Genomic DNA, 13297 nt, shown 5'->3' with positions numbered 1-13297 from the left:
CTACCCTTGCGTTGGCAACCCTGTAATATACGCAACTCTTTGCTCTTTGATGCTTCGTTGCCGACGGACCTGCCGATAATGAAATGGATTTACGGTTTACTGATTGCCCTCTTTATCGCCCTTGTTATGGGTGGCGCCATCTCCACCGCCCAGGACCACTGGCGCATGCATCAAGAAGCCGTAATCCGCATGCAGGAAAATTTGCTCAAGCAACAACAAAAGCAGCAAGAAATCAGTGATCGCATTGCGCAAACCCGAGCCAAACCCACGCTCAGCGACCATGACCGCTGGTTGATTGCCCACCTGGAGAAAACCCTCGACGGGCTGGACAAGATACTGGCTACGCAGCATTCCGGCGTCTCCCGGCTGCAACGCAGCTTTCTGCGTACCTGGGTGGGCAACCTGGTGCTGCTCATTGCCCTTGCCGGGCTGGGGCTCGGCATAGTGACGCGCTCCGGTAATGCGCTGAACAAGGAAGAGCAACACTGGCTCGCCAGCCGCCCCGAGGACATTCCCTCGCTCAGGCTCGATCCCGGCGCCCACCGCAACACAACGGCCCCGACCCGTAATGCCAGCAACTTTGTGACCGGACGCATCCGGGCCGTGAAGACCGACCGGCTACAGGTAAAGCGCAGCGGCATACTCAGCGCCATGGGCCTGAGCTTTCTTATTGCGCCGCAAGGCGGGCTTATCGTCGAGCTGTATTTCCTCTACGACGCACTGATGGCTGCCCATACGCCGTTTCAGCAACTGGAATGGGGCGGCATGACACAAAGCCTGATGCTGTCGATCCCGTTCACTCTGGTCGGCCTGTACCTACTGGCCTCCAGCACCAGCCAGGCCAGAATCGATCGTCGCGAACAGCGCATCACACTGCCCGATGGGCCGCGCACTATTGCGTTCAGGGAGGTGGAGTCTATTCAGCTCAACCAGATACTGACCACCGGCGAGCGCAGCTTCCTGAATAGCCAGATTCAGTTGAACCTGAACAACGGCGAGGTCCTTTCATTGCTCAGCCATGGCGGCAAGGAGCAGATCTATGTGGACCTGATCCGCACCGCCCTGTTTATGGACAAACCCGCGGTGCTGCCGCAGAACTAGACGACCGGTCTAATTAAGTGTTAGAGTGCCGCCCATGAATGCACAAACCGCCACACGTCAGCCCGACAAACACCGCGACACCCGCCAGCACCTGCTGGATACGGGCCGCGATATTCTGGCTGCACGCGGCTTCAGCTCCGTCGGTTTGAGCGCCATCCTGCAAGCCGCCAGCGTACCGAAAGGCTCGTTCTATCATTACTTCCAGTCCAAAGAGCAATTCGGCCAAGCCTTACTGGAAGATTATTTTGCCACCTACGTGCAAGATCTGGAGGCCCGCTTCAGCGATGACGGCACTCCCGCCATTAGCCGGCTGATGGGCTATTGGCAGGGCTGGCAGGAAAACTACTGTGGCCCCGCCGGCCTGCGCGATTGCCTGGTGGTAAAGCTAAGCGCCGAAGTCGCAGACCTGTCCGAAGCCATGCGCATCACCCTTAGGGACGGCACTGAGCATGTGATGGCACACATTGCCGACTGCATCGACGCCGCCATTGCCGATGGCTCTCTGCCCCCTCAGCCAGCCCAACAGACCGCCGCTAACCTGTATCAGCTGTGGTTGGGCGCCAGCCTGCTAACCAAGCTGCACCGCAATGCGCAGCCCATGGATCAGGCAATGACTCTGACCCAGAGCATGCTGTCACGCTGACCCACCAACACTGAAAACAACGATGCCCGCTATTGAGCGGGCTTTTTTACCCATCAAATATAGACGACCGGTCTATTTAAATGCCACTAATCAAGGATAGCGCACCATGAACAACTTTGATTTCTACAACCCCACCCGCATCGCCTTCGGCGAAGGGAAAATTGCCGCTCTCGATAGCCTGGTCCCCGCCGACGCCAAGGTGCTGATTCTGTTTGGTGGCGAAAGCGCCCGCCGCACCGGCACCCTGGATGAAGTGGAAGCCGCGCTGGGCGACCGCAGCGTTCAGCTGTTTGGCGGCATTGAACCTAACCCCAGCTTTGAAACGCTAATGAAAGCGGTAACCGTGGTGCAGAATGACAACATTGATTACCTGCTAGCGGTCGGCGGTGGCTCCGTGATCGACGGCACCAAATTCATTGCTGCCGCCTCCCTGTTTGAAGGCGATGCCTGGGACATTCTGCTCAAGGGCGGCACAAACATTCGGCGCGCTCTGCCCTTCGGCTCGGTGCTGACCTTGCCGGCCACCGGCTCAGAAATGAATAAAGGCGCCGTGGTGACCCGCAAATCCCTGCAGGCCAAACTGCCCTTCCACAGCGAGCATGTGTTTCCGCAATTCTCGGTACTCGACCCCACCAAAAGCTTCACCCTGCCGCCCCGGCAAGTCGCCAACGGCGTGGTCGATGCCTTTGTTCATATTGTTGAGCAATACCTGACCTACCCGGCCAATGCGCCAGTGCAGGATCGGTTCGCCGAAGGCCTGCTGCAAACACTGATTGAAATTGGCCCACAGGCGTTGGCGGAGCCGGAAAATTATGAGGTGCGCGCCAACCTGATGTGGGTCGCCACCCTGGCCCTCAATGGCCTGATCGGTTCCGGCGTACCCCAGGACTGGGCCACCCATATGCTGGGCCATGAACTCACCGCCCTACACGGCCTGGACCATGCACAAACCTTGGCCATCGTCCTGCCGTCCATGCTGGCCGAACGCAAAGACGCCAAGCGCGGCAAACTGGTGCAGTACGCGCAACGGGTGTGGGCGATCCAACACGGCAGTGATGACGAGAAGGCGGATGCGGCGATTGAAAAAACCCGTGATTTTTTCGAAAGCCTGGGAGTAAAAACCCGGCTGAGGGATTACCAATTAGCGGCAGAGCATATCGATCCGCTTATTAGCAGCCTGGAACAACATGGCATGACCGCCCTGGGTGAACACAACGACGTGACCCCTGCCGTATGCCGCCAAGTGCTACAGGCCAGCCTGTAACGAATGGCCAACGAACCCTTTTCGTACAGCGTCACCCTGCTTTCAAGGGTGACGCAACAATGACCGAAGGAGAGCTCCCATGAACATTCTGATGATTCTCACCTCACACGACCAACTCGGCGACACTGGCGAGAAAACCGGCTTCTGGCTGGAAGAGTTTGCCGCGCCCTACTACGTTTTCAAAGATGCCGGCGCCACCATCACACTGGCATCGCCAAAAGGAGGCCAACCGCCACTGGATCCCAAAAGTGACGCTCCCGATGCGCAAACCGCTGCCACCGATCGTTTTGCTCAGGATGACGAGGCCAAATCCGCTCTGGCCAATACCCACCCGCTCGCAGATGTGGATGGCCAACCCTTCGATGCGATTTTTTATCCCGGCGGACACGGCCCACTCTGGGATCTGGCAGAAGATCCCACCTCTATTGCCCTGATTGAAACCTTCAACAATAGCGGCAAACCGATCGGTGCCGTTTGCCATGCGCCGGGGATCTTTCGTCACAGCCTCTACAACGGCGAACCGCTGGTCAAAGGCCGCAACGTCACCGGGTTCACCAATGGTGAAGAAGAGGGCGTGCAGCTCACCGATATCGTTCCCTTCCTGGTGGAAGACATGCTCAAGGCCAACGGCGGTGTCTATGAAAAAGGCGACGACTGGGCCAGTCATGTGGTGACCGACGGCAATCTGGTGACCGGACAAAACCCGGCCTCATCGGAAGCCGGAGCCAAAGCACTCCTGAGTCTGTTGTCGTAACAACAGCCAAAAAAGGGGCGCCATTCGGCGCCCCTTTTTTTGAAACGTTAACGTTCTTTCGGCCGTCATTACTCGTAGCTAAGGCTGGTCGCCTTGCCGCGAAATACCCGATAAACAAAGAAGGTATAGCAAAGAATCATAGGCAGGGTAATCACCGTTCCCCAAAACGTGAACAACAGTGATTCCGTTGCCGATGCAGACTCCCAGATCGACAAACGTCCCAGCACGATATCCGGAAACAAACTGTACGCCAGCCCGATACTGGCCAGCACGCACATGATGATCAGGGACATAAACGCCAGCCAGCCATAGCCGTTATCCAGAATCTGCCGGCTGTTGAAAACCCAGATCAGGCCGGCATAGGCCAACGCGGTGGCAATCGGAATAGGCATCAACCCGATAGCATTGGGCAAGGTGAACCATTTCGCTGCAATGGTGGCACTGACCAGCGGTGTAGCAATAGAAATCAGCAACAGGAATGCGCCCATCGGCAACACCGCCATCCGCCCCCAGTGCACCGCCTTATCAAACAAGGCGCCTTCGGTTTTGATCAGCAACCAGGAGGCCCCCAACATGATATAAAGCGCAGGCAGGGCCAACGCAATCAGGGCCGCGAACAAGGTGTTGGTGGCATCCCCGGTAAGGCCGGTAACGAAAGCGCCCAACATCCAGCCCTGGGACACTGACGCCACCAAGGAGCCCAACGCAAATAGCGTGTTCCATTTTGCCTTGTGCTTATCGCCTGCCTTAACGCGAAAATCGAACGACACGCCACGAAGAATCAGCCCCATCAGCATCAACGTCACCGGCAAGTACAATGCGGTGAGCACCAGCCCATGAGCCTGCGGGAACGCGATCAGCAAAATGCCCACGCCCAGTACAATCCAGGTTTCGTTGGCATCCCAGAACGGCCCGATCGAGGCCACCATCACGTCCTTTTCTTCCTCGTTGGCGAACGGCAACAACAAACCGATACCCAGGTCATAGCCATCCAGAACCACATAAATCAGCAGTGCCAGCCCCATGGCGCCGGCAAAAAACAACGGAAGCCAGTATCCAAGATCCATCATCTCTCTCCTTCTGCTTGCTCATCGTCGGGCAGCTCAGCCTTCATGGCCCGTTGCTGTGGGCTCAGTGACAGGGAGCGAGCCGGCTTGGTCGCCATGTAACGCAGCGTCGCGATATAGGACACCAAGAGAAACAGGTACAGCAGCACATAACCGAACAAGGTGCCTGCCACGGTCGCGCTACTGTGGTCGGCTACCACGTCGGCGGTGCGCAGTAGGCCGCTGACCACCCAAGGCTGACGGCCAATTTCCGTCACATACCACCCGGCCAGAACGGCGACCCAGCCAGAGAAGGTCATCACCGACAGAGCCCGCAATAGCCACACGTTACCGTCCCGACTTTCACGGGGCCCACGAAACAGCTGCCAGACAGACCACCAGCCCACCAGCACCATCAGCACACCGATGCCCACCATAACCCGGAAGGCCCAGAACACTGGCGCCACCGGCGGGTGATCGCCGTCAAACTCATTCAACCCTTTCAGCTCACCATCCCATTCATGGGTGAGGATCAGACTGGCAAGCCCAGGCACCTTAATGGCCATATGGGTAGTGCGTTGCTCCTCATCGGGAAAACCAAACAGGGTCAGCGGGGCATTGCGCTCGGTCTCCCATACCCCTTCCATGGCGGCAATTTTGGCGGGCTGGTGCTCCAGGGTGTTCAGACCATGAAGGTCACCGATCCAGACTTGCAGGGGCGCCAGCACTGCGGCCATCAACGCACCGGTGCGCATCACTTTCCAGGTGGCTGGGCCGTCCACGCCGCGCATGGCCCGCCAGGCACTAATACCCATAATCAGGAACGCCGCCGTCAACAACGACGCGTTGAACATATGAGCCAGACGATAGGGGAACGAGGGATTGAAAATCACCTCCCACCAGCTATCCACATAAAAGACCCCGTCTTCCAGGCGGAATCCGGTGGGCGTCTGCATCCAGGAATTGAGACTCAGGATCCAGAAGGCGGAGAAAGAGGTGCCCACCGCCACCAGCGCCGTGGCTATCAGGTGGGTGCGGTTGGAGACGCGGTCTTTGCCGAACAGCATGATGCCCAGAAACGAGGCTTCCAGGAAAAAGGCGGTAAGCACCTCATAGCCCAGCAAAGGGCCGGCGATATTACCGGCCTTTTCCATGAACCCCGGCCAGTTGGTGCCAAACTGGAAACTCATGGTGATGCCCGACACCACCCCAAGCGCAAAGCTGAGGGCAAAGATTTTCACCCAGAAGAAGTACGCGTATTCCCAGGCCTTGTCGCCGGAAAAGGTGTAGCGCAGGCGAAAGTAGAACAGCACCCAACACAACCCGATGGTGATGGTGGGGAACAGGATATGAAAACTGATATTGGCGGCGAACTGCAGCCGGGCCAGCAAGAACGGATCAAATTCCACTATGCGCCTCCTTCCTTCTTTCGCCAGTCATGGCTCTTTATTCCATTCCACGATACCCCTCAGCGCTTTTGGAATAAATGAGACAAAAGGTCCATGTCTAGCACTAAGCAAACGTGAAGAACACGACAACAACCCACAGGCGTTAACACTTTGTATACGGCAGAAACATTTCCCCGCGCTCCCACTACATGTTTCGCACAGCACTTGGCTCCAATAACCAACAAAATGCACTTCACGAAACCGGCAACCCTTCCTTCAATGCCAATAATTTCACTTTGTGGAGAGCACACCATGAAAACAAAAATGGGGCTGGTAGCCCTGGCAACCGCAGCCATGTTGACCCTAAGCGGGAACGCCATGGCGCTGACCGAACGCACCTTTTGCGTCTTCGATATCATTGGCGCCAATGGCGACACCTATAACATCATGCGCGATTACAAAACGGCCGCCACGGCGTGGGGCGTTGACGTCAAACTGAAGCCCTACACCGACGAAAAAATCGCCTCAGAAGATCTGAAAGCTGGCCAATGTGACGCAGCGGTTCTCACCGGTATTCGTGGTCGCCAGTTCAACAGCTACACCGGCAGCATGGACTCCATCGGTGCCATTCCCAGCTACGAAGCCATGAGAACGGTGATCGCGGTCATCGCCAGCAATAGCCCCAGCGTGAACAAGCACCTGGTTTCCGGCCCGTACGAAGTTGGCGGTGTTGCACCTCTCGGTGCCGCCTACCTGTTCCTCAAGAACAAGGAAATCGACACCGTCGAAGAGCTGGCCGGCAAGTCCATCGCCGTACTGGAATATGACAGCGCCCAGGCCACCATGGCTTCGCGGGTAGGCATGTCTCCAGTGATGTCCGATATCACCAACTTCTCCACCCGGTTCAACAACGGCTCCGTGGATATCTGCTTCGCACCGGTTATGGGCTATTCCGCACTGGAGCTCTACAAGGGCATGGCTCCGGACGGCGGCATTCTCGATTACGTGCTCGGCCAGCTGAGCGCTCAGGTCATTTTCAAGAAGGACAAATTTCCGGAAGGTTTCGGCGAGAAGTCCCGCGCCTTTATGTACAGCCAGTTTGACCGCGCCATGAAGCTCATTGATAACGCCAGCAGTGAAATTGCTGACAAATGGTGGATCCGCATTCCTGAAAAAGACAAGCTGCGCTACGACGAGATGATGCGCGATGCACGCATCGAACTAACCAAGAGCGGCGTCTACAGCAAAGACATGATGTCTCTGTTGCTCAAGGTACGCTGTAAGCAGGAGCCCTCCCGCGCAGAGTGCGTTAACCCGCAAGAGTAACGCCGTCGCAGTAAATCGATAAATCGCAACACCGCCGCCAGCCCAGCTGGCGGCGTTTTCTTTTTAACGTTGCCCCCCTAAGTTCTGAAAATCCTGGCGTCAAGGTCGCCCTCCCCACAGACTCTGATACCCTGTTGGCTGTCACATTCATTGCCAACCATCCGGGATATTGCATGCCAAGCGCGTTTGGATTCCGTTTCGACAACACCTACCGTCGATTACCCGCCCCCCTGTTTTCGGATTGCTCACCTCAATCGGTCAGCACACCGCAGTTCGTGTTGTTCAACGATCGCCTGGCTCAGGAGATGGGGCTGGACAGCAAGGCCCTGTCGGCACACCCCGAGATGTTCACTGGCAACGCGCCACTGGAAGGTAGCGAGCCCATTGCCCAGGCCTATGCCGGGCACCAGTTCGGCAACCTGACCATGCTCGGGGACGGCCGAGCCATCCTGCTGGGTGAACATCTTGGCGACGACGGGCAACGCCGTGACATCCAGCTCAAAGGCGCCGGCCGTACGCCCTTTTCACGGGGCGGCGACGGGCGCGCCGCACTGGGCCCCATGCTGCGTGAATACCTCATCAGTGAAGCGCTCCACGTCCTGAATATTCCCACCACCCGCAGCCTGGCCGTCACCGCAACCGGTGACTCCGTACTCCGGGAGTCTCCTCTTCCTGGCGCCATTCTGACTCGCGTCGCCGCCTCGCATATCCGTGTGGGCACCTTTCAATATGCCGCCGGGCAACAGGACCCGGCGCTGCTGGAACAACTGGTGGATTACACGATTGCGCGCCACTACCCGGCATTGAAAGGCGCAGAGAACAAAGCACTGGCCCTGTTCGAAGCAGTTATGGATCAGCAAATTGATCTGGTGGTTGGCTGGATGCGCGTGGGCTTTATTCATGGCGTCCTCAACACCGATAACGTGACCCTGTCCGGCGAGAGTATTGATTTCGGCCCCTGTGCGTTCATGGACTCTTTCGATCCAAACACCGTATTCAGCTCTATCGATCGACAAGGCCGTTACGCCTACGGTAATCAACCGTCGATTACCCAGTGGAACCTGGGGCGCTTTGCGGAGACCCTACTTGGTTTGATGGACGAAAACACGGACGCTGCCATCGAAAAAGCTACCCATTCGCTCAAATCGTTTAGCCAACGCTACGAAGAAAAGTGGCACGCGATGATGGGGAAAAAACTGGGATTATTCGGCAGCGAAGCAGAGGACGACGCACTGATTGCAGACTTGCTGACCTGGATGCATGAGCAAAACGCGGATTACACCAACACCTTCCGTGATTTGATCAACGAGAGCCTGCCAGACAGGGAGCAGTATCAGAGTGATGCGTTCCAACACTGGCACCAGCGGTGGCAGGCGCGGCTTGGCCGCAACCGCAAACCGCTGGCCTCGTCATTGTGCCTGATGCGCAACCACAACCCCGCGGTGATACCCCGTAATCATCTGGTTGAACAGGCTCTGGAGGCCGCCAGTGACAATAACGATCTGGCGCCGACCCGAGCCCTGTTAGCGGCGCTCGCTGACCCGTATGCGGACCGCGACATTGATGACCCGTACCGTCAGCCCGCGGCACCTGGCGAACGGGTCTATCAGACATTTTGCGGGACCTGAAAGAGACAGTGTCTTAGCATTTTGTCGGATTACGGCTGCGCCTAATTCGACCTACCGGAAGCGCAATGTCGGGTTACGCCGCTACGCGGCTAACACGACCTACAAATCACCACTGGCTCCGTAGGTCGGATTAGCCGCGTAGCGGCGTAATCCGACATTCAGCGAATATGAACGCTCTCAGCCCTGCAGCTTATCCATGGTCTTCAACTCAAAGTCACTGGCGTCGTGGCGCTCCAGCAACTGGCTGGACGGCTCACCCCAGGCTCGGTTCACCATGCGGCCACGTTTCACTGCCGGGCGCTCGGCAATCTGGTGGGTCCAGCGCAGCACATTGGTGTAGGTGTGGGCCTCGATAAATTCCGCCGCGTCGTACACCTTGTTGGTCACCAGAGCGCCATACCAAGGCCACACCGCCATGTCCGCAATGGTGTATTCCTCACCCGCCAAGTACGTGTTCTCTGCCAGATGACGATCCAGCACGTCCAGCTGGCGCTTGATTTCCATGGTGTAGCGGTCGATGGGGTATTGGTACTTCTCCGGCGCATAGGCGTAGAAATGGCCGAAACCACCGCCCAGCATTGGCGCACTGCCCATCTGCCAGAAAAGCCAGCTCAGGGTTTCAGTACGGGCCGCCGGGTCCTTGGGCAAAAACGCATCAAATTTTTCCGCCAGATAAAGCAAAATGCTGCCGGATTCGAACACCCGCTGGGGCGGGGTCACGCTGTGGTCCATCAAGGCCGGAATCTTGGAGTTGGGGTTCACGTCCACAAAACCGCTGCCAAACTGGTCGCCATTCTGGATATTGATTAACCAGGCGTCGTACTCAGCCCCTTTATGCCCTTTTTCAAGCAGCTCCTCCAACATCACCGTGACCTTCACACCGTTAGGCGTGGCCAGGGAATACACCTGCAAGGGGTGCTCTCCCACCGACAAAGCCTTGTCATGGGTGGGGCCAGCAATGGGGCGATTAATATTGGCAAACTTGCCACCGCTTTCCTTGTCCCATTTCCAGACCCGGGGTGGCGTGTAAGTATCGTCAGACATGTTGGCTCCAAACAGAATGCGTTCCGTGACTATTGCAGACACTATGGCCAGCCGCCCCGATGTGAACAAGGGCAATCAACCGATGAATTCCTTCAGCTGAGTGAATCAATCGGCTTGCTGGGCTTTGAGTTGTGCCCGCAGCGTTGTCTCCGCTTTTTGTGCATAGTCCGCACAACCGACCCGGGCCGACTGGGTGGCATCGGTATAATCCCAACCACTGGCACCGGGGTGCGGCGTCAACAATAGGTCGCAAGGCAGGGCCTTCACCGTTTTAAAGGTAGCGGTAAAGTCTGCAACGATATGGGGATAACGCGGATTATCCACCAACTGATAACCCGGTGCTGTCAGGCTGTCCACGTAGGCAATATCCAGCTTTTCTGCGTCTCGCATGCCTTGCCAGGTCCAGGCCATGCTGCCGGGAGTATGGCCCGGGATGAAATGGGCGGTGAGTGTGACATTGCCCAGAGAGACCTGCTCGCCGTCCTGGATCTGCCGATCCACCCGCACGGGTGGATAAAGAATATCGTCACCAAAATGAATGTCGTGGGCGCCACCGTCCACCATCAGCATGGCTGTTTCTGCGTTGGCCACCAGCCGGGCGCCGGTAGCCTGCTTGATCGCCGCCAGCGAACCGGCATGGTCACCATGGCCATGGCTGACGAGAATCCACTTCAGCGTCTGGGGCGCCACACCCACTGCTTTCATGTTGGCCAGCAGATGCTCGGCGCTCTGGGGCATTCCCCCATCGATGAGGATGGCGCCCTCGCGGGTTTTCAGCAGCAGCGAGGTAAGTTCATCGGTACCGATCTGCCACACATTATCGGCAATCTGCAGTGGCGCCATGGGCTGCAGCCAGGCCTGCGGCACCGTATAGGCTTCCTGCTGGGGAAACGGGGTCGGCGGATCGGCCAAGGCCGCGCTGCACAGCAATACTACGCCTAGCACGCTGCATCGAATGACTGCCATCGTTGTTCTCCCTGGAAAAAACGTTGGACGCACCTTGCCCGGTTTGGTTCGCCGGGGCTTACCCTTTTTGCTGCTGCAGCCACACCATCAATCCCTGGCTGTTCAAGTTGATATCAAACCCGAGCGCATCCTGCAAAGCGTCATCCGATAGCGAAATGCCATGGTCGCGAGCCTTGGCAAACAGGTAGGTCTGCATGGCAGATTCCAGCCGCTGCAGCAACGTGCCCTCATCGCCGGGAGCGGCTTTTTCTGCCAGTGCCACGTAATCATCCACCATGGTCAGCAGGCGCTCGCCAGGCTCCCGGGGCGCGTCAATGGCCCCATAGTGAGTCAGGAACATACGCTCGGGATTCAGCGCCAATAACTTGCGAATCGACGCTTTCAGCGCCTCGGGATCGAACTGCACCGGCGTGGTGGTGGGTAAAATGAAGGGGCCGTTTTCGGTTGTCAGGGGCGGGTAAGACAGCCCAAAGGTATCCCCGGTAAAGATGCCGGCAGAGTGCGGGTCGTAAACACAGAAATGGTGACGGGCATGACCCGGCGTATCGTAAAAATCCAGACGCCGATCGCCGACCATCACATGGTCTGCGTCATGCATTTCTCGCACGCGCTGCGCGTTCACAGGAATCACATCCCCATAGACTTTTGCGAATGCTGCTTCTCCATACACAGCAGTGGCGCCAGCCTTGAGCTTTGAGGGATCAATCATGTGTCTGGCACCACGGGGGTGAACCAGCAATGTTGCCGCCGGCAGCGCCTGCATCAAACCACCCACCCCGCCGGCATGGTCAAGATGCACATGGGTGGGGATGACGAACTTTACCTGCTCACGGCCAACACCCCGCTGCGCCAGCAAATCAAGAATAATCGGCACGGTATTGTGAGTGCCGGTCTCGATGATCGCGCACTCATTACCTGCCTGGAGCAAATAACAGGCCGCTAGCCCTTCACGCATCATGGCGGTGTCGATTCGGGTAATGTTGTGGCCGATATCGGCGTATAGCTGGGATGACATGACGCGACTCCTGGCGAATAAAGAACAGCCACTGACTATAGTGGAATTAGCTGCCAAGGGGCACTCGACACAAGTCGACGTTGACGCAAGACGCACAATGGATGACGCATGACACATAGAGCGACGGTGGATGCATTCGCAGCACCACCTTGCCCGCCTCCCTATACCAGCACCAGCGCCTCCCCCGTCAGCTGATTTTTTAACTGCGTTGCCACAAATCGGGCACGGGCAGACAGCGCCCATTCCGCCCGGTAAATCAGCCACAGTGAGTCCACCACGCGGGGCTCCAGGGCCACCACCCGAACCGCCTCCTGGTGTAAATACGCTTCCCGGGCATAACGGGGAATCACAGTAAAGCCGAAGCCACGCGCCACGGGTTCCAGAATCAAGCCGACCTGATTAACAAACCCCTTGCAGGGAATGCTGCGAATACCACGATTACCGGGAAACACCCGACTCAAAAGGCGCGATGCCATCGCATGCCCATCCGGGTGATCAATGAAGCCCAGGCTTTCAAGGTCGTCCCAGTGGCTAACTGTGGCTGTGGCGGGCACCACCAGGTCCAAGGGCTCATCCGCAAAGTGGCACGCCACCAGACTCGGATCATCCGGCTTGAGAGTCACCAGCCCTAACTCAAAGTGGTTGTTACGCACGGCCTCCAGCACATCCTCATCCGGCGCAAAGCGATGGCGCACCGACAAGCCCGGATGCGATGCCTGCAAATCCAGCAGCAACGGATACAGCGACAACCCAATGCTGCCCGGCGTAATCAGGCTGATTTCACCCTGCCGATCATCCGCCCCGGACAACCGCAAATTCAGACGCTTTTCCGCCTGCTCCATGTCATCGCAATACCCCAGCAGCGCCTGCCCCGCCGGCGTCAGCTCGACCCGACGGGGACGGCGAATCAACAACGGCCCCAGCTGCGCCTCAAGGTGGCAAATATGCTGGCTAACCGCCGCCTGGGTCAGCCCCAGTTGGTCCGCCGTGCGGGTGAAGCTGCCCCGCTCTGCCAGCACCACGAATGAACGTAACCATTGCGGATTTATCATAAATATATCTTATCAATCGAATAAGCGAAGACCTGTTTAACTTATATCACAGGCCGCTTACGCTTTCTCC

At 57.5% G+C, this 13297-nt stretch carries 12 protein-coding genes; 6 read left to right on the top strand and 6 right to left on the bottom strand.

The window, feature by feature from the left end; genetic code table 11:
• Positions 1 to 78 precede the first annotated feature (78 nt).
• From ABNH18_RS11230 to ABNH18_RS11215, 4 genes are all read left to right on the top strand, one after another.
• Positions 79 to 1101, top strand: coding sequence for a hypothetical protein (locus ABNH18_RS11230; RefSeq protein WP_349382893.1), 1023 nt, complete (start codon positions 79 to 81; stop codon positions 1099 to 1101).
• Between the two features lie 34 nt (positions 1102 to 1135).
• Positions 1136 to 1744 (top strand): TetR family transcriptional repressor CurR, encoded by a 609-nt coding sequence (curR, locus tag ABNH18_RS11225; protein ID WP_349382892.1) that lies wholly within the window; start codon positions 1136 to 1138, stop codon positions 1742 to 1744.
• Between the two features lie 106 nt (positions 1745 to 1850).
• Positions 1851 to 3008: an iron-containing alcohol dehydrogenase gene (locus tag ABNH18_RS11220; RefSeq protein ID WP_349382891.1), complete on the top strand. Its 1158-nt coding sequence runs from the start codon at positions 1851 to 1853 to the stop codon at positions 3006 to 3008.
• A 79-nt stretch (positions 3009 to 3087) separates the two neighbouring features.
• A complete protein-coding gene (locus ABNH18_RS11215) occupies positions 3088 to 3762 on the top strand; it encodes a type 1 glutamine amidotransferase domain-containing protein (RefSeq protein WP_349382890.1) in 675 nt (224 codons plus the stop codon).
• Positions 3763 to 3830: 68 nt separating this feature from the next.
• Here ABNH18_RS11215 and ABNH18_RS11210 read toward each other — a convergent pair whose 3' ends face one another.
• Together ABNH18_RS11210 and ABNH18_RS11205 are read right to left on the bottom strand one after the other, a co-directional pair.
• Positions 3831 to 4832 (bottom strand): cytochrome d ubiquinol oxidase subunit II, encoded by a 1002-nt coding sequence (locus ABNH18_RS11210; protein WP_349382889.1) that lies wholly within the window; start codon positions 4830 to 4832, stop codon positions 3831 to 3833.
• A complete protein-coding gene (locus ABNH18_RS11205; RefSeq protein WP_349382888.1) occupies positions 4829 to 6217 on the bottom strand; it encodes a cytochrome ubiquinol oxidase subunit I in 1389 nt (462 codons plus the stop codon). The genes ABNH18_RS11210 and ABNH18_RS11205 overlap by 4 nt, the downstream gene beginning before the upstream one ends.
• Positions 6218 to 6508: 291 nt before the next feature.
• Between ABNH18_RS11205 and ABNH18_RS11200 the strand changes: the two genes are divergently transcribed.
• A complete protein-coding gene (locus ABNH18_RS11200; RefSeq protein ID WP_502876782.1) occupies positions 6509 to 7522 on the top strand; it encodes a putative solute-binding protein in 1014 nt (337 codons plus the stop codon).
• A gap of 173 nt (positions 7523 to 7695) precedes the next feature.
• Positions 7696 to 9150, top strand: coding sequence for a protein adenylyltransferase SelO (locus tag ABNH18_RS11195; RefSeq protein ID WP_349382887.1), 1455 nt, complete (start codon positions 7696 to 7698; stop codon positions 9148 to 9150).
• Positions 9151 to 9327: 177 nt separating this feature from the next.
• Here ABNH18_RS11195 and yghU read toward each other — a convergent pair whose 3' ends face one another.
• The 4 genes from yghU to ABNH18_RS11175 all read right to left on the bottom strand — a co-directional run bounded on the left by yghU (position 9328) and on the right by ABNH18_RS11175 (position 13227).
• A complete protein-coding gene (gene yghU, locus ABNH18_RS11190; RefSeq protein ID WP_349382886.1) occupies positions 9328 to 10194 on the bottom strand; it encodes a glutathione-dependent disulfide-bond oxidoreductase in 867 nt (288 codons plus the stop codon).
• A gap of 105 nt (positions 10195 to 10299) precedes the next feature.
• Entirely contained in the window at positions 10300 to 11160 is an 861-nt protein-coding gene (gene bla, locus ABNH18_RS11185) for a subclass B3 metallo-beta-lactamase (protein ID WP_349382885.1), read from the bottom strand.
• A 58-nt stretch (positions 11161 to 11218) separates the two neighbouring features.
• Positions 11219 to 12175, bottom strand: coding sequence for an MBL fold metallo-hydrolase (locus tag ABNH18_RS11180; protein ID WP_349382884.1), 957 nt, complete (start codon positions 12173 to 12175; stop codon positions 11219 to 11221).
• Between the two features lie 161 nt (positions 12176 to 12336).
• Complete coding sequence (locus ABNH18_RS11175; RefSeq protein WP_349382883.1) at positions 12337 to 13227, bottom strand: LysR family transcriptional regulator; 891 nt, start codon at positions 13225 to 13227, stop codon at positions 12337 to 12339.
• Positions 13228 to 13297 lie beyond the last annotated feature (70 nt).

Source organism: Alcanivorax sp., assembly GCF_040118815.1.
Taxonomy (GTDB): Bacteria; Pseudomonadota; Gammaproteobacteria; order Pseudomonadales; family Alcanivoracaceae; genus Alcanivorax.
This window is presented reverse-complemented; position numbering and strand designations above follow the sequence as displayed.

What these genes read in the sequence shown, in the direction of transcription:
- ABNH18_RS11230 (WP_349382893.1), top strand. Translation starts at nt 79, where the DNA reads ATGAAATGGATTTACGGTTTACTGATTGCCCTCTTTATCGCCCTTGTT.
- curR (WP_349382892.1), top strand. Translation starts at nt 1,136, where the DNA reads ATGAATGCACAAACCGCCACACGTCAGCCCGACAAACACCGCGACACC.
- ABNH18_RS11220 (WP_349382891.1), top strand. Translation starts at nt 1,851, where the DNA reads ATGAACAACTTTGATTTCTACAACCCCACCCGCATCGCCTTCGGCGAA.
- ABNH18_RS11215 (WP_349382890.1), top strand. Translation starts at nt 3,088, where the DNA reads ATGAACATTCTGATGATTCTCACCTCACACGACCAACTCGGCGACACT.
- ABNH18_RS11210 (WP_349382889.1), bottom strand. Translation starts at nt 4,832, where the DNA reads ATGATGGATCTTGGATACTGGCTTCCGTTGTTTTTTGCCGGCGCCATG.
- ABNH18_RS11200 (WP_502876782.1), top strand. Translation starts at nt 6,509, where the DNA reads ATGAAAACAAAAATGGGGCTGGTAGCCCTGGCAACCGCAGCCATGTTG.
- ABNH18_RS11195 (WP_349382887.1), top strand. Translation starts at nt 7,696, where the DNA reads ATGCCAAGCGCGTTTGGATTCCGTTTCGACAACACCTACCGTCGATTA.
- yghU (WP_349382886.1), bottom strand. Translation starts at nt 10,194, where the DNA reads ATGTCTGACGATACTTACACGCCACCCCGGGTCTGGAAATGGGACAAG.
- bla (WP_349382885.1), bottom strand. Translation starts at nt 11,160, where the DNA reads ATGGCAGTCATTCGATGCAGCGTGCTAGGCGTAGTATTGCTGTGCAGC.
- ABNH18_RS11180 (WP_349382884.1), bottom strand. Translation starts at nt 12,175, where the DNA reads ATGTCATCCCAGCTATACGCCGATATCGGCCACAACATTACCCGAATC.
- ABNH18_RS11175 (WP_349382883.1), bottom strand. Translation starts at nt 13,227, where the DNA reads ATGATAAATCCGCAATGGTTACGTTCATTCGTGGTGCTGGCAGAGCGG.